Below are 19,685 nucleotides of genomic sequence, written 5' to 3' on the forward strand. Positions count from 1 at the left end.
AGTTGATTGCTAATTTCACTAATCTATTGTCACTTGTGTTTCTCGCGTTCTTCTTTCGCTAATCGAAAATCGGCTTCTACTCTTTTATTTAATCGTTTTTCCAGAATTTTACCGATAACATACAACAATATGATTACCAAGACAACAATCGCTGTCCGCACCGGCTGGGTGAATAAAGCACGCAGGTCATAGCCTACATAAGAAATCGTAAACACCATCACAAATTTCCCAGCCATGACAGTCAATAAATAATAATGCTTTCGAATATTTGATAAGCCTGCTACTAAGTTAACAAGTGCAGACGGTGTAAAAGGCAGGCACAGCAATAGGAACAGCGGGCCAAATCCATTTCGCTCAACCCAGTGAATCAACTTTTGGACCTTTTCATGCCGTGTCATGAAGTTCATAAAGCGTGCACGGCCGTATTTGCGAACCAATAAGAACACTGCATAAGCACCTAAGACCGAACCGCCCCATGATAATAAGAAGCCAAGCCAAAGTCCATAAGCCGTTGCATTCGCAAAAACAAAAACGAACAATGGCAGGAAAGGCAAAAAGGCTTCGATGAATGGAAGCAGGAAGCCAATCAACGGACCAAATGCCCGGTAAGATTGGGTCAATTCAACAATATTCTCCATGGAAAAAAACTCTGACATAGGCTCATTCCTTTAAAATGCAAAATTTTAAAAATGCTCTTCAAAACGAAAATGTTTATATGATATGCTATTATAATTACTTTACACTCTTTCAGGGAGTTTGGAAAAGGAAATACCTATACATAAGGAGCGAGAAAAATGGACGGACGTGAATTTTCTGCTGGATTAAAGGCTGGGACCAGCATAGCGATCGGCTATTTTCCGATAGCATTGACCTTCGGATTGTTGGCTAAGACAACTGGACTTTCCTTGCTGGAAGCGACAGCAATGAGCATCTTTGTTTACGCGGGCGCAGCCCAGTATATCTCTTTATCTCTTATCACTGCGGGGGTTGCGCCAGCAGTAATTGTGCTAAACACTTTCATCGTCAACATCCGCCATTTTCTTATGACGGCTTCGCTTAATGAAAAGATGCAGCCGGATGATCGTTGGAAAAAAGCGCTGTATGCTTTCGGAATTACGGATGAATCGTTTTCAGTATTGGCTACTCAAAAAGGCACTAAATTGAGCACGGCTTTTGCTGTTGGCGTTATTGTCATCGCCTATGGCAGCTGGATTGTCTTTACCGCAGTCGGCCACTTAATCGGTGCCAACCTGCCTCAATTTTTACAGGCATCCATGTCTATTGCGCTTTATGCGATGTTCGTTGGCCTATTGGTGCCTTCGATGCGCGGCAATCGGAAAGTAGTCAGCCTCGCCGTCATTGCCGGACTGATCAATTCCTTGTTTTTCTTCACCGAATGGCTGTCTACAGGTTGGGCTATTATGGTTTCTACATTGGCCTCAGCCATATTCATTGAATGGATTTCACGGAAAGGTGTGAAAGCGTAATGGGTTCATGGTATTGGTGGATGATACTGGGTATGGGCGTGGTGACTTATCTCCCTCGTGCTATTCCACTGACATTTCTGGAAGGGCGCAAATTGCCTGAATCCCTTCAGAACATTCTGCGGAATATTCCCTATGCCGTTTTAGGGGCATTGATTTTTCCAGCAATCTTTTTTATTCAAGAAAATATCTGGTTTGGAATAATTGGTGCCATTGCAGCATTTGGCATTGCTGTTACAGGCGCCAATGTGATGATTGTCGTCCTTGGGTCAATCGCCGTGCTGGCAGTGTACAGTATATTTATTTGAAGCTACGCAAAAAAAAGCCGTCACTCATTTTCATGAGCTTCGGCTTTTTTTCTGCGATTGAACATTCTTGTGGAATACCAGAATCCGGCAGTTAGAGAAGCCGCATTCACAACGAACAACAGCCACGTTTGCGTGTATCCCGCGTAAACAGCTGCTGCTATCAGTGCCACAGTCAAAATCAATGCAACAATGTGGTTAAACGTAACTCTCGTAAATAAAATGACGAGCAGCCCGGGCACCAGCAGTGACAGAAAAAACTTGGTTACCATTGATTCCATTTGTTTATCTCCTTAATTGACCACTAATAATCCCAATCGATGATGATCGTGACGGAAAATAACATGTTGGCGCAAGCGAACTTCCAGATTATGGTCCAGTACTTCCAGACGGCAATGAGCCGCATTGACTTGGATTGCTTCATACAACTCTGACTCGTTTGCAATTGCAATGCCGTTCACTTTGCGAATCACTTCCCCGCGCAGCAAGCCCATTTTGTCAGCTGGAGAACCTGGCAGCACATCTACAATCATAACTCCTTGAGCTTGCGGAGTAACGGCGTAATTGCCGCCACGCTCTTTCAGCGCAAAATAAACTGAGATCGCAATTCTTCCAATTACTCCGGCTGCCAAAGCGGCAATTGCCAATGGCTGCCATGCTAATGCAAGCAACCCGATTACAATAATACCAATTCCTAGTTTCGAAACGGCTTTACCAACCACTGGATACAGATAAACCGGCAAGGTGCGTTGAGAACGGCCCAGAAACCCAAAAATGAACGGGAACAAAATCAGCGAAAAATTTGTTTCGCCAATCGGTAACTGCGGCCAGTAAGGCGCATAGGAATCAATTAATTCACCTGGCACCACCAATAAGATGGGCAATAGCCACAAGCGCTTCGAGATATATGCTGCTGCTTTTAAGCCACGTCCAGATTTATGCAATCGTGGAGATGCAGCCTCTGCTGCTGCTTTATCAATCATTTTTCCTTCTGCGAACACAAGTGCGCCTGCGATAAGTGCCACTGGAATCAACCATTGAAAGGCAAATGCTGTTCCTTCAAAACTGAATAGACCAAAGTTCACCGACCATCCATTGGCATGAAACAACCAACTTAGCCCAACGGCTGCAGCCGCCAAGTAAATAAATGAACCAGCCTGATAAAAAGTCGTCACCATCAATAGAATAGACACGATGCTCAAAGCAATCAGCCATCCGATTGGGACAACCAGCCCGATTCCTGCAAACAGGACAGAAAAGATAAGGGCATATAACCACCCATCTTTTACGAGCCTTTTAAATTCGGTCAGTCCGTAGACAATCCGAATCCTGAAAATTTTACGTTCTTTTTTTACTCGATAATATCCCAACAACACTGCGGCAAGCAATGCTATGTATAAAATCGGATTTACAAAAAATCTACCAATCGCGAATACTAAATCCATTATCACTGTACTTACACCATCCTATCACCAGCAATTGAAGCTACCTCTCATTGTACCAAACAAAACCGGCTTACTGCAGTTCTTTTTCAGTTAAACGAAAGCGGCGCCCAATTGTTCCAAAATATCTTCGATTCCTTCAATTCCTGCAGACAGCCGAATCACTTGTCGTGTAACACCAATGTTTTCTTTTTCTTCTGTCGACAGCGCTCTGTGTGAAGTTCCATATGGATACGAAACGGTTGTCTCTACGCCCGCCAAAGTCGGAACAATTTTTATCCACCCGAGTGAAGAAAAGAACACCGATACATCGACTGCTTCCGGCAATTCGAACGATACAATTGCTCCTGCCCCCGGATACCAGACGCGTGCTTTGCCTTCTAAGAATGTGGCAATCGCTTGAGCATTTTCTGTTTGTGTTTTCATTCGAAGGGCCAAGGTTTTAATGCCGCGAATGGTTAACCATGCTTCAAAAGGGCTTAAGTTCAACCCGAGATTCACGACTCGCTTTTCAGCAATGCCGATCAGTTCTGTATCTCCCACTAAAACACCTGCAGTAACGTCGCTATGGCCACCTAGATACTTTGTTGCACTATGAGCGACCAAATCCACTCCAAGTGCATATGGGGTCATTGTGTAAGGTGTTGCGAATGTGTTGTCGATCATTATGCGAACATCGTGGCGTGTTTTCAGTTCACAAAGGGCTTCAATATTTTCCATGCGCAAAAATGGATTGGTGATCGATTCACTGAAGACCAGTTTAATTTCCGGTGTACCGATTAAAATTTTTTCCAGCTCATTAATATTCGAAAAATCAGCAAAATGAACTCTGATTCCCATCAAGACCAGCTCTTCTTTCAACAAATGCAAGGTACCGCCGTAGACATCCTGAGCGGCCAAAATATGGTCGCCTGCTTTAACAACCGCCAAAATCCCAGCAAGGATGGCTGATGTTCCTGAAGATGCTGAAACACCCTTTGGTGCCCGTTCTAAATCTGCAACTGTTTGGCCCAAAGCATCAGTATTTGGATTTGCTGTCCGAGAATACAAATACGTACCGTTTCCTTCATAATAGCCTTCCAGTTCTTCCAACGAAGAGAATGAAAATGCTGAGGTTTGGTAAAGCGGCATCACTTTTGATTGGATTGTCCGTTCCTTCATTGTTGCGGTATGAACTGATTTGGTTTCAATTGATGTCATTGTTCTATCCCCTATTCCATATTATCGACTAACTGCTCCATCATGGACAAATCCATCGGACCCACTATTTTATTTTGAATACGCCCTTCAGTGTCAATCATATACGAAGTTGGAATCGACATTGCTTGGTAGGTCGAGCCAACATCGCCTTCTTCATCCATTGGAACGGAAAATTCCAATCCAAACTCTTCAACAAAATCCTCAATGTTTCCGAGTCCCCTGTCTTCAGTGGTTAAATTGACTGCTAAAATTACGACGTTTTCATTTTTTGCCTGTTCTTCATAATAAGTTTGCATATGTGGCATTTCTGCTCTGCAAGGCGGACACCAGGTCGCCCAGAAATTCAATAATACTTTTTGACCTTTATAGTCTGATAAAGTCACCACTTCACCATCCAATGTGGTCAACTGAAAATCTGGGGCTTGTTCGCCTTTAGCCAAGCCTTCGTTCGTCGGCAAAAAATCTACATCACTACCGAGAGCCATATTATCGAGCGCCTCAGACTCTGCCGTATGATTCTGAACAGCACCTACGATTACAATTCCAACCATAACAGCAAGCACCAATAAGCCAATAATCTTTTTAGGCATCTGTTATTCACTCCATTCAATTTTCATCATACGATAAATAAGACGTCTTGTTCCACTATATTAAATTAAAAATGTGAAGGATGATAGAACTCTAAAAAACAGCCGGCATTGAGATGCCGGCTGTCCTAAATTTACAATGAGATATAACTTGCTGGATTGACTGCGTTCGTACGCCCACCGTTCCAAGGCCCAACATGAATTTCGAAATGCAGGTGATCACCGAACGAACGTCCGGTATTCCCCATTCCACCGATGTTTTGCCCTTGGGATACTTGTTGGCCAACTGACACACCGATCGAGTTCAAATGTGCATAAACCGTCGCATGCGTTTGTCCATTAATTGAATGTGTAATGATGACTACGTTTCCGTAGCCGCCCATTGATCCAGCGTAAGACACGAATCCGCTGGCCGAAGCAACAATGGCTGTACCTTTGCTATTGGCAATGTCCACGCCTTGATGGAATTCTGGTCCAGAACCAATATCGCGCATTCCGAATTTAGAAGTGAAGCGGCCAGCAGCAGGGCGAATAAATCCAGAACTCACATTAACTGTAGCTGCTGGTTCAGGCGCACTGTATGCTGGTGCCGGTGCTGGTGCTGGTGTGGCTACACTTGGTGTACTTGGTGCAACTGGTGCACTTGAAGCCTGTGCTTCGTTAGCCGCTTTTTGAGAGGCTGCTCTGTCTGCTTCAACTTTTTCCGCTGCTGCTTGTTCAGCTGCAGCGCGTTCTGCCGCTACTCGTTGTGCTGCTGCTTTTTCAGCGGCTGCTTTCTCGGCTGCTGCACGCTCTTCTGCCAGTTTACGTAAACGTTCTTCTTCAGCTTTTCTTGCAAGTTCTGCAAGGCGAGCCTGCTCGTTAACGATTTTTGTTTCAAGTTCTGCACTTACATCAATTGTTTCATCACGCTGCTCAACAAGGTTAGTTTTTTCTTTTGCTAAACGATCTTGCTCAGCATTCAAATCTTGCACAAGTTCAGCTTGCTGTGCTTTTTGTCCGTCTAATGATTTTTTAAGGCTGACAAGCTCTGCACGACGATCTTCTTGACCGACAAGTTTTTCTTCCACTTGCGCTTTTTGTTCGCCTAATAGTTTTTTATCTTCTGCTTGCTCATTCATGATTTCGCGATCTGCATCAATCAATGTATTCACTGCTGAGAATCGATCGATAAAATCAACAAAGCTATTAGCACCTAATAATACATCTATGTAGTCAACTGAGCCTCCGCTCAATTGAATGGCACGTGCACGTTCCTGCAACAGTTCTGTTCGTTCAGCTATTTTTCTTTCGAGTTCTTTAATAGATTCCTTCAAATCATCAATTTCAACCATTGTCTGATCGATTTCACCTTGAACTCCATTGATTTTTGACTGAGTTTCGAGCATTTGGTTCTCGAGCTCCTGGATTTTGGCCATAATGTTTTCCAGTGTAGATTGGTTTTGGTCTATTTCAGTAGATTTTTGACCGATACCTGAATTCAACTCAGTTTGTTTTTCTTCCATTTTTTGCTGTTCTTGCTGTAGTTCACTTAAGGTATCTGCACTTGCTGTTGGAATCAATAAGGTTAACGCCAATACAGATGAAACACCAGTCAACAACCATTTCGACTTTGAATTCAAGTTCGTGTTCCCCTTTCGGCTTTACGCTCTTTTCTATCTATCTTTATCTCTCTATTTTATCCAGTGGCATTAGGTATCTCAATAGTACCTGTAAACTGGAAATAAATCCATCTTATACACGTAAAAACTTCCGGATTGACATGAAACTTCCCCAGATTCCGATAAATACACCCATCATTAAGATCAATGCACTTACTTGATAGATGAAGGGAGTAAATTCCAGTAGCTGAAACAGTTCTCCGGTCAAACGGGGTTGTGCAAAATCTGTAATTTCTTTGTAAAGCAATGCCACTAAGCCGATTGGAACGAGAGAGCCCAATATTCCGAGCCACATGCCCTCCAAAATGAATGGAATACGAACGAACCAGTTAGTTGCACCAACTAACTTCATAATTTCAATTTCACGGCGTCTTGCGACGATTGTGATGCGAATCGTATTAGATATCAGGAACATTGCTGTGAACAGCAACGCTAGGATCAAAACCAATCCAACATATCTGCCACCATTCAAAAAGTTAAACAGTTTTTCTATTTTTTCTTTGCCATATTCTACATTTTCGATACTTTCTAAAGCCGCAATATCTGTGGCTACTCTTTGGGTTTGCTGCGGATCAATTGCTTTCACATAAAAAACATCGAACAAAGGATTGTTTTGTTCGAATAAGCTCAGCTCATCTCCAAAATCAAGAACCAAGTCCGTTAATTCTTCTTCTTTAGTTGAGAAATTCGTTGATTCGACTCCGGGCAATTCCCTTATCTGCGATTCAAGATTTTGTACAGTCTCTTCTTCAGCGTCCAACGAAACAAATACTTTGATCTCTACGTCATTTTCAAGATCATCAGCCACTTTGTTTAAATTCATCATAATTAGGACCGATACACCGACCAACAGTAACGTTACTGTTACCGCACTAACTGAGGCAAATGTCATCCAACTATTGCGCCCGATACTTTTAAAGCTTTCTTTAAAGTGGCGCAGCAAAGTTCTAGCCTTCATAGCCGTAGTCACCTCCAGCTACATCACGGACGATTAATCCGCCTTCTATTGCAATTACACGGTGTCTGCGAGTATTGACAATTTGTTGATTATGAGTAGCCATAATGACGGTGGTGCCTGCTTTGTTGATGCGTTCGAACAGGTTCATGATATCCCAAGCAGTATCGGGATCCAGATTTCCTGTTGGCTCATCTGCAATCATTACTTTCGGCATGTTAACGATTGATCGTGCGATGGATACGCGTTGCTGCTCTCCACCCGACAATTCAGTCGGAAACATTTTTGCTTTGTGCTTTAATCCTACTAAATCCAATACCTCCATTACACGTCTTCTAATATCAGCTGGTTTTTCTTCAATCACTTCAAGTGCAAATGCCACATTTTCGTAGACACTCAGCTTTGTCAGCAATTTGAAATCCTGAAACACCACACCGATTTGACGACGAAGCATCGGCACTTTTCTGTTCTTTAATGTTGCTATGTCAATATCGTCAACGAACATTTGACCGGAAGACGGTCGTTCCTCGCGATACATCATTTTAATGAATGTTGATTTCCCTGCCCCACTTGGGCCTACGATATACACGAATTCTCCTTGAGCGATTTCTACATTGAGACCGTTCAAAGCGACAATTCCATTCGGATATTTTTTGTAGACATTTCTCATTTGAATCATTTTATTACCCACCTATTGTTAGTTGGCTCGCGCCAAATTATTTCCATAGAATTTCGCAGCAAACCCATTATAACACCTTAAACATATATTTTTATTACATTTCTGTATCATTTAAAATTCAATCTGAATAGTCTGAACTATAAAATATATTAATAAAAGCAATTAAAAAACATTATAAAAATACCAATTTATAACTTTTAGTCAATAAAAAAGCATTAAATTTATCAATAAAAACTCAAAAAAAATAAACCTGTTGCTTACCAGGTTTATTTCATATTCGCCAAATACTCCGCAACTGCTGTCGCTTCTTCGCCTTCGATAATGTTAGCAGGCATTGCACCTTGACCGTTTTCGATAACCGAAAGAATCTCTTCTTGAGACAATCGAGAGCCAACATCATTCAACGCCGGGAAATTTCCTGCGCCTTCCAGGTTCTCACCGTGGCATGAAATACAATTTTGTTGAACAACTTGCTCCGCATCGACAGCGGCTGTTTCTTCTCCGCCGCTTTCAGCAGGTGCTTCTGGTTCTGTGGTTTCATCGCCGCCGCCACATGCGCCCAGTATAAGTGTTGCACCGAATAACATGGCCAGTAATTGCTTTTTCATATAGTGACCTCCTCTTGTCGTTTGTTTCTTCCTATTAGAGTATACCAAAATTACGGCCTTTTAAAACCTTCACCCAAAACTTCAGAGGCATCTGAGACAATAACGAAAGCAGATGGATCAATAAACTTGACCAATTGTTTCAGTTTTGTAAACTCGGTTTGAGGGATGACTACCATCAGTAGTGGTTTTTCAGTTCCTGAATAGCCGCCTGTTGCTGTCAATTCTGTTACTCCACGGTCAACTTCTTCGTAAATGGCATCGCGGATTTCCATTTGCTTTGTTGTGATAATATAAACCAGCTTTGATTGTCCAAACCCTACTTGGACAAGATCAATGGTTTTGGTCGTCACATACAAACCAATCAAAGCGTAAAGCCCTTTTTCAATATCAAATACTAATGCGGCTGCTAAAACGATAAAGCCATCAATCATTGCAACGCTTGTGCCCAGTGTCCAGCCTGTATACTTCGTAATGATTTGTGCAGCCAAGTCAGTTCCACCGGTGGATGCTTTTCCGCGGAAGACAATGCCAAGTCCAAGACCAACCATAATCCCACCGAATAATGCGCCGAGCAATGGATCTCGCGTCCAAGGCTCCCAGGACTCTGTCAAAAACACCACAAGAGGCAAGAATACGGTACCAACTGCAGTTTTAATTCCAAAGTTTTTTCCCAATAAAATTAGTCCTGCGATAAACAGGGGAATATTAAAAGCCCATTGAACAAATGCCGGCTTCCATTCAAACAAGCCCTTCAGTATCGTACTGATGCCGCTGACGCCACCCGACGCCACTTCATTTGGCAACAAGAACACATTAAAGGAAATAGCTACTATCGTCGATCCGATAATCACGCTGGCATAGTCTATGAACAAAGTTAGCAACGGATGCGGATCTTTGCGAAGACGCCGATTTTTTTTGGTCATTTTTTTCTTCCTCTTCTCTACTGTTCGGTTAAACCCTGTCAGAGTATACCAAACGCTAAAGGCTTTGTGAACTTCATCTGGGTAAAGCAAAGTTCTACAGGGGTAAGAATCTAAAAAGAAGCCCGAAAGCAAATGCGCTTTCGAGCTTCTTATACTTTAGGTCAATCCATTTTCGAACGCAGCAAGGAATTGATGAATCCATCAATATCGCCGTCCATGACAGCCCCTAAATTACCGGTTTCAAAATTGGTGCGGTGATCTTTGACCATTGAATAGGGATGAAATACATACGAACGAATTTGGCTTCCCCATCCGATTTCCTTTTGTTCTCCACGAATTTCAAGAAGACGTGCTTCTTCTTCTTCAATTTTCAATGCATACAACTTTGCTTTCAACATTTGCATCGCTTTTTCACGGTTTTTGATTTGTGAACGTTCCTGCTGGCACGTTACAACAGCACCCGTTGGAAGGTGAGTGATGCGGACAGCAGAATCCGTGGTATTGATATGCTGGCCACCTGCTCCACTTGCGCGGTAAGTGTCGATTTTTAAATCTTCCGTACGGATATCAATTTCAATTTCACCTGTAAATTCTGGCATCACTTCACAAGACACAAATGACGTATGTCGGCGCCCAGATGAATCGAACGGAGAAATCCGGACTAAACGATGAACCCCTTTTTCAGCTTTCAAGTACCCATATGCATTATGTCCACGAATTCCAAGGGTGACAGATTTAACACCTGCTTCGTCGCCTGCCAGGTAATCAAGCGTCTCGACTTTAAAGCCGCGCTTTTCTGCCCAGCGTGTATACATGCGCAGCAGCATCGAACACCAATCTTGTGATTCTGTTCCGCCTGCACCAGGATGCAATTCCAAAATGGCGTTGTTTTTATCGTAAGGCTCACTGAGGAGCATCGTCAGTTCATAGTCCGCCAACTTCGAAATGAATTGCTTCATATCTTTGTCGACATCTTCATGCAGATCATCGTCGTCTTCTTCTCTTAACAACTCCAAGGACATTTCCATATTTTCCTGTGTGTCCATAAAATCATAATACGTATTAACGATTTCTTTTAAACCGTTCAATTCTGTGATGACCGTTTGTGCTGATTCCTGGCTATTCCAAAAATCAGGATCCAGCATCATTTCATCCAATTCCTGTATGCGGGATTCTTTGTTTTCTAAGTCAAAGAGACCCCCTAAAGTCGGCCAATTTACTGGCTGATTTGTCGAGCTCGTTGCGGATGTCTGCTAATTCCATCATATGTTCCTCCTCAAAATAACACCGAAGAGCAAGGGCTCTTCGGCATTTTCACACATTCTTATGAAGCTGTGCCGTGGCAATTTTTATACTTTTTGCCGCTGCCGCATGGGCAAAGGTCATTGCGCCCAACTTCCATTTCTTTGCGGACAGGCGCTTTTTTCCGTTTTGGGGCTGGCCCATCTTCTTTCGGATTAACTGCCTGGCCTTTTGCCACTTCCTCGCGCTGAAGATTGTTGCGGATCTCGGCTTTCATCGAATATTTCGCTACGTCTTCTTCAATAGCTTCGACCATTGCTTCGAACATCGCAAATCCTTCACTTTGGTATTCGCGAAGTGGGTCGCTTTGTCCATAAGCACGCAAGTGAATCCCTTGGCGAAGCTGATCCATTGCATCGATATGGTCGATCCATTTTGTATCAATTGAACGGAGTAGAACTACTTTTTCAAACTCACGCATCCGTTCAGGTGTCATTTCGATTTCTTTTTCATCATAACGCTTAGTCGCTTTTTCCTTAATAAACGCAATAAGCTCTTCCTGGGATTTCCCTTGAAGATCTGCTTCAGTAATTGCATCTTCTGGAAGCAGATTTCCTGCAATCAATTCAGAAAGAGTTTTCAAGTGCCAGTCTTCCTGCTTTTCTTCTGCAGTATGTGCATAAACCATGCGTTCGATTGAACTATTGATCATGTTTTCTACCAATGCACGCATATTATCGGTTTCCAACACTTCCATACGCTCTTTGTAGATGATTTCGCGTTGCTGGCGAAGAACATCATCATATTGCAGCAGGCGTTTCCGTGCATCAAAGTTATTGCCTTCCACTCGTTTTTGCGCTGATTCTACAGAACGCGTCACCATTTTGGATTGAAGCGGCTGCGAATCGTCCATCCCCAACTTACCCATCATGTTGCGCATAGCATCCGATCCGAATCGGCGCATCAAATCATCTTCAAGAGACAGGTAGAACTGTGTAACACCCGGATCACCCTGACGTCCTGAGCGTCCACGCAACTGATTATCAATCCGTCGTGATTCGTGGCGCTCTGTACCAAGAACAGCAAGTCCACCTGCTTCAATTACACCTTCACCAAGCTTGATATCTGTACCACGACCTGCCATGTTGGTAGCAATTGTGACTGCTCCTTTTTGGCCGGCATTTAAAATGATTTCTGCTTCATGCGCATGGTTTTTCGCGTTTAGTACGGAATGTTTAATTCCTTTTTTCGTCAAATATTCCGAAATGATTTCTGATGTTTCAATTGCCACTGTCCCAACAAGCACTGGTTGGCCTTTGGCATGACGTTCAGCAATATCATCACCTACCGCTTTGTATTTGCCGGCAGTGGTCGAATAAATTAAGTCGACATGGTCTTCACGAATAATCGGTTTATTTGTCGGTATAACAATGACATACATATTGTAAATATTGCGGAATTCTTCCTCTTCCGTCTTTGCTGTACCTGTCATTCCCGATAGCTTGTCATACATCCGGAAGAAGTTCTGGAACGTTATAGTAGCCATCGTCATGGATTCATTTTGAATCTCCAAGCCTTCTTTGGCTTCAATTGCCTGATGCAATCCATCAGAATAGCGGCGCCCTTTCATTAATCGGCCTGTAAACTGATCGACAATGACAACTTCTTCCTCCTGAACCACGTAATCCACATCTTTGTGCATTGTGACATAGGCCTTCAATGATTGGTTAATGGTGTGATTTAGGCGAACATGGCTGATATCAAAAAGATTGTCGATGCCGAATGCTTTTTCAACCTTTTCAATGCCTTCTTCCGTCAAAACGACGCCTTTGGTCGTTTCATCATACGTGTAATCTTTGTCTTTCGTCAGCAAACGTGCGAATGCATTCGATTGCTGATACAATTGGGCAGCTTTAGCTGCTTGTCCTGATATAATCAATGGTGTCCGTGCTTCATCAATTAAGATTGAATCGACTTCATCAATAACTGCGTAATTTAATGGACGCTGGACCATATCTTCCTTATACAGCACCATATTATCACGCAAATAATCAAAGCCCAGCTCGTTATTCGTGCTATAAGTTACGTCAGCTTGATAAGCTGCGCGTTTTTCATCTTTCGTCAAACTGTTCAAGTTTAAACCAACAGACAATCCAAGCCATTCATATAGCTGACCCATCTCCAAAGCGTCACGGCTAGCCAAATATTCATTGACCGTTACAACGTGAACCCCTTTTTTGCTGATGGCATTCAGATAAACAGATAGGGTTGAAGTTAAAGTTTTACCTTCACCTGTTTTCATTTCTGAAATATTCCCTTCGTGAAGGGACACAGCACCCATAATCTGGACACGGAATGGATAAAGTCCAAGTACACGCTTTGAAGCTTCACGAATTGTTGAGAAAGCTTCCGGAAGCAAGTCATCTAATGTCTCGCCTTTAGCATGCCGTTCCACAAACTCCTCGGTTTTCGCTTGCAATGCTTCATCAGTCAAAGCCGCAAAATCTGAAGCCAGTGCTTCTACGCGATCTGCAACTTTCTCCAATCGTTTTAAATCCCGTTTATTCGGATCAAATACTTTGTTTAATACTCCTAGCATAATTATACCGCTCCCTGCGTAAGTGTCCGCCGGCATTTGATATACCGGATGATCGCTTTAGCTTTTATAGTGTCCCATTAAGCGCACGCGCTCAAAAAACTTATTTACCCAAATCATCACTAGTCAATTTTAAAAAAATCTCACTGTTTATTTTAACACTGCGCAGAAATGCGTGCAAATAATGATGACGCCGGACCTCCAGTTAAAGGAAGACAAACCAAAAGCCTCTCAAAAGAGAGGCTTTTGGTTACAGAGAATGCTAACAGCTGATCCGCTGTATTCCTTATTGTGCAGAAGTTTCGATCAGGCCATAGCTTCCATCTTTACGCTTGTATACAATATTTGTTTCATTGGATTCAGCATCAGTGAAAACGAAGAAATTATGTCCAAGCATATTCATCTGTAAAACCGCTTCTTCTTCATCCATCGGCTTCAAATCAAATTGCTTGGTCCGGACAATTGTAAAATCCTCTTCATCTTCAGTTTCATTTTGGACGCGTGTATCGTTCTCGGCAGTCGCAAAGGCAACACCCATACCATCGCGCTCACGGAATTTGCGATTTACTTTTGTTTTGTACTTGCGAATTTGACGCTCCAGCTTGCTGACAATCAAATCGATTGCTGCATACATATCATCGTGCCGTTCTTCAGCACGTAATGTCAGGTTTTTCATCGGTATGGTAACTTCCACTTTTGTTTGGTTGTGATTGTAGGATTTCAAGTTGACCATTGCGGTAGCATTTGCACCGTCTGTGAAATAGCGTTCAATTTTTTCGACTTTCTTTTCAATGTGGTCACGTATTGCGGGAGTTACCTCAATATTTTCGCCTCTGATGTTAAATTGCAACATGTTAACTCCTCCTTCTTTTGTGCTATCTGTACAATTCTACATGTTCCCTTGTCTTTCCTTCTTAAAACCAAAAAAGTTTTAAGAACATGAATTTCAGGTAAACAATATGACAAGGAGATGAAGTTCATGTTTACTAATAAAACCATCGTCATAACCGGTGCATCACAGGGCATCGGCAACAGTATTGCAGCACATTTTGCTGCCGAAAATGCACGTGTCATCGGGTTGGACGTTCAACCAGTTGAAATTGAAGGCGTAGAATATCGGAAATGCGACGTCGGGAATTTTGATGATGTCATGGCAGTATTTAAAAGAATCAATGAAGATTATGGCGCTATCCACGCATTGGTTAATAATGCAGGCGTCTCAACTTTCAAATCCATCTGGGAAGTGGACGAACAAGAATGGGATGATGTATTAGATACTAACTTAAAAAGTGTCTTTATTTGCAGCCGGGAAGCTGCCCGCTATATGACAGAAGATATCCGGTCCATCATTAATATGACCTCGACACGGGCATTTATGTCGGAACCCAACACCGAAACGTATTCGGCATCAAAAGGCGGTATTTTTGCCTTGACGCATTCACTCGCAAACACGTTTAGCGAAAAAGGAATTCGTGTCAACTCGATTGCACCAGGCTGGATTCATACGGGCGACACTGCTGAATTGCGTGACGTCGATCACCAGCAGCATTTGAGCGGCCGCGTCGGTGAACCTGCCGACGTCGCCCGCGCATGCGTATTTCTAAGCAATCCACAAAACTCATTTATCAATGGCGAATGCCTGAACATCGATGGCGGCATGACCCGAAAAATGATCTACGAGCACTAAAGAAAAGCGAAGGCAGCCATGTAGCCTCGAAAAGCGCTGGAAGCCTTACCGATAATGGCGTTTTTCGCCATTGTTGGTAAGGCTGAAGCGACTCGAGAGGCTGGTTGTCGGAGTCTAGACAATGAAAAGCGAAAGCAGCCTTGTAGCTCTGACGGGCATAAGACAGACCAGCGAAGCGGCGTTCTTTGCCGCACAGCTGGGTTGGCTTATGACCCGAAGAGCTGGCTGCTGGCGACTGGACACCACGAAAAGCGAAAGCCACTAATTACTGATTCGATGAAAAACCAATTTCAATACTCTCAAAACATAAAAAACCGGCCTTGGCCGGTTTTTTAATTCATTTCTATTTCTTTCAATTCCCTTATTTCATTCAAAATGAGCATTTCTTTAATCGAGTTGCGCTCAAAGTCGGCGCCGTACATCCACCCTTGCTCATATTGCTGCATCCAAATAATTTCCGCGTCTGCAGAGATTGTTTCATGATTCAGAATAAATTCCAGGCTCACTGCCTTTTCTCCTGACTTTAACTCCTTTTCTGAAAAAAGCTTTGCTCCTTTAGGAGAAATATCAAGCAATAAACAATACATGTTAACAGAGGAAACACGATTCGCAAATGGCTCTCTTACTCGCAAATGTATTTCTGGTGGTGTGCCGAATGTATAACGAAAACTTTCTGTCCGTCTATAAAACATGGCTGTCCCTCCTTTTGTTCTTCTATCATAAACTATTTCCTAAGCACGGATAAGCGCTAAAATTTCAATTTCCTTCACGCCCTTTTCTTTCAACACCTTTGCAGCCAAGCGCATCGTACTTCCAGTCGTATACAAATCATCAAACAGCAATACTTTTTCAGGTACAGAGTTGCCATCCCACCAAAAGATGTCGTGCAGCGCCATTCTTTCTGACTTGGATTTTCCGCCCACACCTACTTCGTTTTTTCCGAGCAAATGTGTGTAGGAGACCGAGGCCGAGTCAAGCAACCGATCAACTTGAGAAAATGTGCGCTCTTTCAGTTTGTTTCTATTCATCGGAATCGGCACAATAACTGATTTCTGGCCATTTAATTCTTTTTTTAAAGCCTCTGCGAAAATTTCTGACAGCACAGCATCTTTGAGAAACTTATATTGATGCAAAAACTCTCTCATCGAATGGTTATAGTGATATAAGCATCTGCCTGAATCAATCATCCCAGCATACTCCGTCGTCTCCCACTCGCTGCAATTCAGGCACATTCCTTCCCCCAGCGCGCTGCAAATTGGACAACCGCCATCTATTTGTTCAAAACGTTGACGGCAGCGATCGCAAATAACTTCTTCCAGCTCATTAAAAAAGATGCTCCGCCAACTGACTTTCAAAGGCAGGTCACGGTCACATAAATAACAGTTCACTTTACACCTCCGCTATTGTAGGAAACAATGAGTTTTTTAGCCTTGTCCATCTGTCTCACAATACCGTTATGAAAAAAGACAACATCGCCATCTGGATTGTTTGAAGATCGGCCAACACGTCCTGCAATTTGAATCAATGCTGCTGCATCAAAAATGGGCTGGTCTGCTCCCACAACTGCCACCTGCACGTTTGGGATGGTAATTCCGCGCTCCAAAATGGTTGAGGTCAAAACGCCTGGGATTTTCCGGCTGCGCAGCTTCATGACTTTCTCTTTCCTGTCCTCGTCCTTAGAATGTACTGCTTCAATGCCTGGGTGTTTCTTCTTAAACAAAGCAATTGCCTGGTCAATCAATTCGATGGTTGGGAAAAAAACCAAAAAAGGTTCCTGTTTTTCTATTTTTTCATCTACCCAAACAGCTAGCCTGGCAGGGATCTTCCCTTTCGCAAAATCCTTTTCATAGCTCCACAAAGAACGGAATTCTGGGATTGGCAAAGGATAGCCATGAAAACGCTGAAAAATTTCTGAAGTATTTGGCACGTTTTTCAGCAATTCCCTGGAAGGAGTGGCGGATACGTAAACAATCGGAGCTTCTTTTTTCTTAGCTTTTATGACAGCCCGTTTTAAAGCTGGATCGTACGAATAGGGAAAAGCATCCGCTTCATCGACAATCATGACATCAAAAGCGTCTTGAAATCGATAAAGCTGATGAGTAGTCGCAATGACCAAACGGGCAAAACCCAACTCTTCTGGAGAATTTCCGTACAAGGTATGAATTGTTATGGTTGGGAAAACAGCACGCAATCTCGGGGCCAACTCCAAGACCACATCTGTTCTGGGAGCAGCCACGCAGACGCGTTGCCCTTTTTTTAACGCTTCAAAAATGGGAGGAAATAACAACTCAGTTTTTCCTGCTCCGCAAACAGCATAAACCAGGTGGTCGTTTTTTTGTGAGAGGCTCGTTTGAACTTCCTGTGAAGCTCTTTGCTGAAGGGGAGTGAGGTTACCCTTCCAAACAAATGAAGGGTTTTGAGGAGAAATCGTTGAAGGGGACGCCCAAGTAATCAGTTCCGCACAGGAACTAATGCGCCCCATCTTGATGCAATGCCGGCAATAATAGCAGATCGTACCACAGGCAGCACAGGAAAAAGGAATAATTTTTTTCGTGGATTTTTCAAGGCATCTGGCACATTGCCTTCCTTCCAGAATGCCTGGACTGACAGTAATGAGGCCAGTAGCAATGGCCCTATCAATCTGTTCTTGAGGAAACGGAGTGAAATTTCTTAGCCATATTCTCCCGGTTAAAAACTCTTCTAACTGCTGCATTTGCAGCCTCCCTTCATTAGAAAAAAGCCCTAGCAGGTTATTTTTTCACCCAACCAAGACCCATTGCTCCTTCACCTAAATGCGTTCCGATAACAGGTCCGAAATAAGAAATTTCAAAATCTACTTCTGGACATGCAACTTCAAGTTCTTCTAACCACTGCTTTGCTTCTTCCGGCCGATTTGCATGAATGATCGTTCCCTGCAATTTTTGGCCATCTTTACTGTCTTCTTTCAGCAAATCAACAATTCGATTCATCGCTTTTTTCCGTGTCCGCACTTTCTCAAAAGGAACAATGATTTTTTCCTGAAAATGCAAAATTGGTTTAATTTGCAGCATTCCACCAACCAATGCTTGTGCACTGGATAATCTTCCGCCACGCTGTAAATGCTTTAGATCTTCTACCATGAAATAAGCACGCAAGGTTTTTTTCATTTGGTTTAATTCACTTAAAATACGTTGTGCATCAGCACCATCTCTTGCCATTTCTGCAGCTTTCACTACATAAAATCCCTGGAGTGCACAAGTAAGTTCCGAATCGAACGTATAAACTTCAATTCCATCAACCATTTCAGCAGCCTGCTGCGATCCCGAGTAAGTTCCGCTAATGCCGCTCGACAAGTGAATGGAGACCACTTCCTCATATTGGCCGGCAAGCTCCGTAAATAAATTGACGAATTCGCCTAATGGGGGCTGTGAAGTTTTCGGAAATTCTTTTTTTGCCTTTTGGTAAAACGCTTCTTCAGTCAACTCTTCTTCTCTATAAGAATGACCACCAAATGTTACTTGCAGAGAAACCATATGGATATTCAACGCTTTTCGTGTTTCCTTAGATAAATAAGCTGTACTGTCAGTGACAATTGCGGTTTTCATTGGTTAATCAGCCTCCTTTTCCAGTTTACCAAAAAAAGACACGTAAAAGACATAGAACAGAAAGACAAAACAAAAAAATCCCGCATTAGCGGGAAATCATTCATTAATTACCAATAAAATGAACACTGGTAACTTTCCACTCATTGTTTTCTTTCTTAAATACTACTACTTGACGCCCTTCCTGTTCGACAGCATCATCTGAATTCGCGTCCTTCATATTTACCGAAAGAGTAGCAAAAACTTCTGCGCGCTCTTCTTCATATTTCACAATGGTTTCATCCGTTGTTTCGTATTGAGTGTCATAAGTTTCAAAAGCTTGACTCAATGCCGCTTGGTCTTCTTCGCGATCAAATCCATCCGGTTCCTGAGCGATTGTTTGCATATAACGATCAATATCTTCAGAATTGAATGCGGCTATATATTCCTCATAAGCTGCCAAAAGGACGCTCGCTTTTTCTTCTGGTACATCTGCTTCTATGACATTTCCTTCATCATCCACTGTAAAACCAGCGGATTCCTCTTGGTCTTCATCAATACCATGATCGATTGCATTGTTTTCATTTGCACTATTGCCATCTTCGACTGTATTTTCATTGACTGAAGGTTCTTCAGAATTCGAGCACGCAGCAAGCGTTAACATAAGGCCTGCAGCAATTATCAATTTTTTCATCATGCATTCCTCCTGCGCTTCATTTTGCCATAGGCGGTTGGTGAATACAATGAAGAAACTGT

At 42.8% G+C, this 19,685-nt stretch carries 21 protein-coding genes; 3 read left to right on the plus strand and 18 right to left on the minus strand.

Annotated features, from left to right (window positions below):
* Nucleotides 1–29: 29 nt before the first annotated feature.
* The gene (locus AC4EG4_RS03560; protein ID WP_490977688.1) at nucleotides 30–656 is read right to left on the minus strand and encodes a TVP38/TMEM64 family protein; all 627 of its coding nucleotides are present in this window, start codon (nucleotides 654–656) and stop codon (nucleotides 30–32) included.
* Nucleotides 657–794: 138 nt separating this feature from the next.
* On the opposite strand from AC4EG4_RS03560, the gene AC4EG4_RS03565 reads away from it, so the two are divergent.
* Nucleotides 795–1,487: an AzlC family ABC transporter permease gene (locus AC4EG4_RS03565; protein WP_490977687.1), complete on the plus strand. Its 693-nt coding sequence runs from the start codon at nucleotides 795–797 to the stop codon at nucleotides 1,485–1,487.
* Entirely contained in the window at nucleotides 1,487–1,792 is a 306-nt protein-coding gene (locus tag AC4EG4_RS03570; RefSeq protein ID WP_490986920.1) for an AzlD domain-containing protein, read from the plus strand. The genes AC4EG4_RS03565 and AC4EG4_RS03570 overlap by 1 nt, the downstream gene beginning before the upstream one ends.
* A 20-nt stretch (nucleotides 1,793–1,812) precedes the next feature.
* On the opposite strand, the gene AC4EG4_RS03575 is transcribed toward AC4EG4_RS03570, so the two are convergent.
* The 12 genes from AC4EG4_RS03575 to hpf form a co-directional block, all read right to left on the minus strand.
* Entirely contained in the window at nucleotides 1,813–2,070 is a 258-nt protein-coding gene (locus AC4EG4_RS03575) for a CsbA family protein (RefSeq protein ID WP_490977685.1), read from the minus strand.
* A gap of 12 nt (nucleotides 2,071–2,082) precedes the next feature.
* Nucleotides 2,083–3,234, minus strand: coding sequence for a PDZ domain-containing protein (locus AC4EG4_RS03580; RefSeq protein WP_490987178.1), 1,152 nt, complete (start codon nucleotides 3,232–3,234; stop codon nucleotides 2,083–2,085).
* Between the two features lie 90 nt (nucleotides 3,235–3,324).
* On the minus strand, nucleotides 3,325–4,431 hold the full coding sequence (locus tag AC4EG4_RS03585; RefSeq protein WP_490977684.1) for a trans-sulfuration enzyme family protein: 1,107 nt from the start codon (nucleotides 4,429–4,431) through the stop codon (nucleotides 3,325–3,327).
* 11 nt (nucleotides 4,432–4,442) lie between these two features.
* Entirely contained in the window at nucleotides 4,443–5,021 is a 579-nt protein-coding gene (locus AC4EG4_RS03590; protein WP_490986921.1) for a TlpA family protein disulfide reductase, read from the minus strand.
* A 131-nt stretch (nucleotides 5,022–5,152) separates the two neighbouring features.
* Nucleotides 5,153–6,640, minus strand: coding sequence for a murein hydrolase activator EnvC family protein (locus tag AC4EG4_RS03595; RefSeq protein WP_490986922.1), 1,488 nt, complete (start codon nucleotides 6,638–6,640; stop codon nucleotides 5,153–5,155).
* Nucleotides 6,641–6,752: 112 nt separating this feature from the next.
* Nucleotides 6,753–7,637 (minus strand): permease-like cell division protein FtsX, encoded by an 885-nt coding sequence (gene ftsX / locus AC4EG4_RS03600; protein ID WP_490986923.1) that lies wholly within the window; start codon nucleotides 7,635–7,637, stop codon nucleotides 6,753–6,755.
* Nucleotides 7,627–8,313 carry a cell division ATP-binding protein FtsE gene (gene ftsE, locus AC4EG4_RS03605; protein ID WP_490977680.1) on the minus strand — a complete coding sequence of 229 codons (687 nt, stop codon included), beginning with the start codon at nucleotides 8,311–8,313 and terminating at the stop codon, nucleotides 7,627–7,629. The genes ftsX and ftsE overlap by 11 nt, the downstream gene beginning before the upstream one ends.
* A gap of 266 nt (nucleotides 8,314–8,579) precedes the next feature.
* Nucleotides 8,580–8,921 (minus strand): cytochrome c551, encoded by a 342-nt coding sequence (cccB, locus tag AC4EG4_RS03610; RefSeq protein WP_490977679.1) that lies wholly within the window; start codon nucleotides 8,919–8,921, stop codon nucleotides 8,580–8,582.
* Between the two features lie 50 nt (nucleotides 8,922–8,971).
* Nucleotides 8,972–9,844, minus strand: coding sequence for a YitT family protein (locus AC4EG4_RS03615; RefSeq protein WP_490977678.1), 873 nt, complete (start codon nucleotides 9,842–9,844; stop codon nucleotides 8,972–8,974).
* Nucleotides 9,845–10,005: 161 nt separating this feature from the next.
* Nucleotides 10,006–11,107 (minus strand): peptide chain release factor 2 gene (prfB, locus tag AC4EG4_RS03620; protein WP_490977677.1). Its coding sequence is split into 2 segments (ribosomal slippage): nucleotides 10,006–11,034 and nucleotides 11,036–11,107, totalling 1,101 coding nucleotides; the frame shifts between segments, so codons are not numbered across the junction.
* Between the two features lie 61 nt (nucleotides 11,108–11,168).
* Nucleotides 11,169–13,685 carry a preprotein translocase subunit SecA gene (gene secA, locus AC4EG4_RS03625; protein ID WP_490977676.1) on the minus strand — a complete coding sequence of 839 codons (2,517 nt, stop codon included), beginning with the start codon at nucleotides 13,683–13,685 and terminating at the stop codon, nucleotides 11,169–11,171.
* Nucleotides 13,686–13,968: 283 nt separating this feature from the next.
* A complete protein-coding gene (hpf, locus tag AC4EG4_RS03630; protein WP_490977675.1) occupies nucleotides 13,969–14,535 on the minus strand; it encodes a ribosome hibernation-promoting factor, HPF/YfiA family in 567 nt (188 codons plus the stop codon).
* 126 nt (nucleotides 14,536–14,661) lie between these two features.
* Here hpf and AC4EG4_RS03635 point away from each other — a divergent pair, with 126 nt between their 5' ends.
* Nucleotides 14,662–15,369 (plus strand): SDR family NAD(P)-dependent oxidoreductase, encoded by a 708-nt coding sequence (locus tag AC4EG4_RS03635; protein ID WP_490986924.1) that lies wholly within the window; start codon nucleotides 14,662–14,664, stop codon nucleotides 15,367–15,369.
* Between the two features lie 332 nt (nucleotides 15,370–15,701).
* Here the strand turns inward: AC4EG4_RS03635 and AC4EG4_RS03640 are convergent, their stop codons facing one another.
* The 5 genes from AC4EG4_RS03640 to AC4EG4_RS03660 all read right to left on the minus strand — a co-directional run bounded on the left by AC4EG4_RS03640 (nucleotide 15,702) and on the right by AC4EG4_RS03660 (nucleotide 19,623).
* Nucleotides 15,702–16,061, minus strand: a complete 360-nt coding sequence (locus AC4EG4_RS03640; protein WP_490977672.1) for a PilZ domain-containing protein — start codon at nucleotides 16,059–16,061, stop codon at nucleotides 15,702–15,704.
* 39 nt (nucleotides 16,062–16,100) lie between these two features.
* A complete protein-coding gene (locus AC4EG4_RS03645) occupies nucleotides 16,101–16,757 on the minus strand; it encodes a ComF family protein (protein ID WP_490977671.1) in 657 nt (218 codons plus the stop codon).
* Nucleotides 16,754–18,082: an ATP-dependent helicase ComFA gene (locus tag AC4EG4_RS03650; RefSeq protein WP_490977670.1), complete on the minus strand. Its 1,329-nt coding sequence runs from the start codon at nucleotides 18,080–18,082 to the stop codon at nucleotides 16,754–16,756. Before AC4EG4_RS03650 ends, AC4EG4_RS03645 begins: the two co-directional genes overlap by 4 nt.
* Before the next feature lie 37 nt (nucleotides 18,083–18,119).
* Nucleotides 18,120–18,953, minus strand: a complete 834-nt coding sequence (locus tag AC4EG4_RS03655; RefSeq protein ID WP_490977669.1) for a DegV family protein — start codon at nucleotides 18,951–18,953, stop codon at nucleotides 18,120–18,122.
* 103 nt (nucleotides 18,954–19,056) lie between these two features.
* Nucleotides 19,057–19,623: a DUF4440 domain-containing protein gene (locus tag AC4EG4_RS03660; protein WP_490986925.1), complete on the minus strand. Its 567-nt coding sequence runs from the start codon at nucleotides 19,621–19,623 to the stop codon at nucleotides 19,057–19,059.
* Nucleotides 19,624–19,685 lie beyond the last annotated feature (62 nt).

The organism is Planococcus sp. TJ-201, from assembly GCF_058268495.1.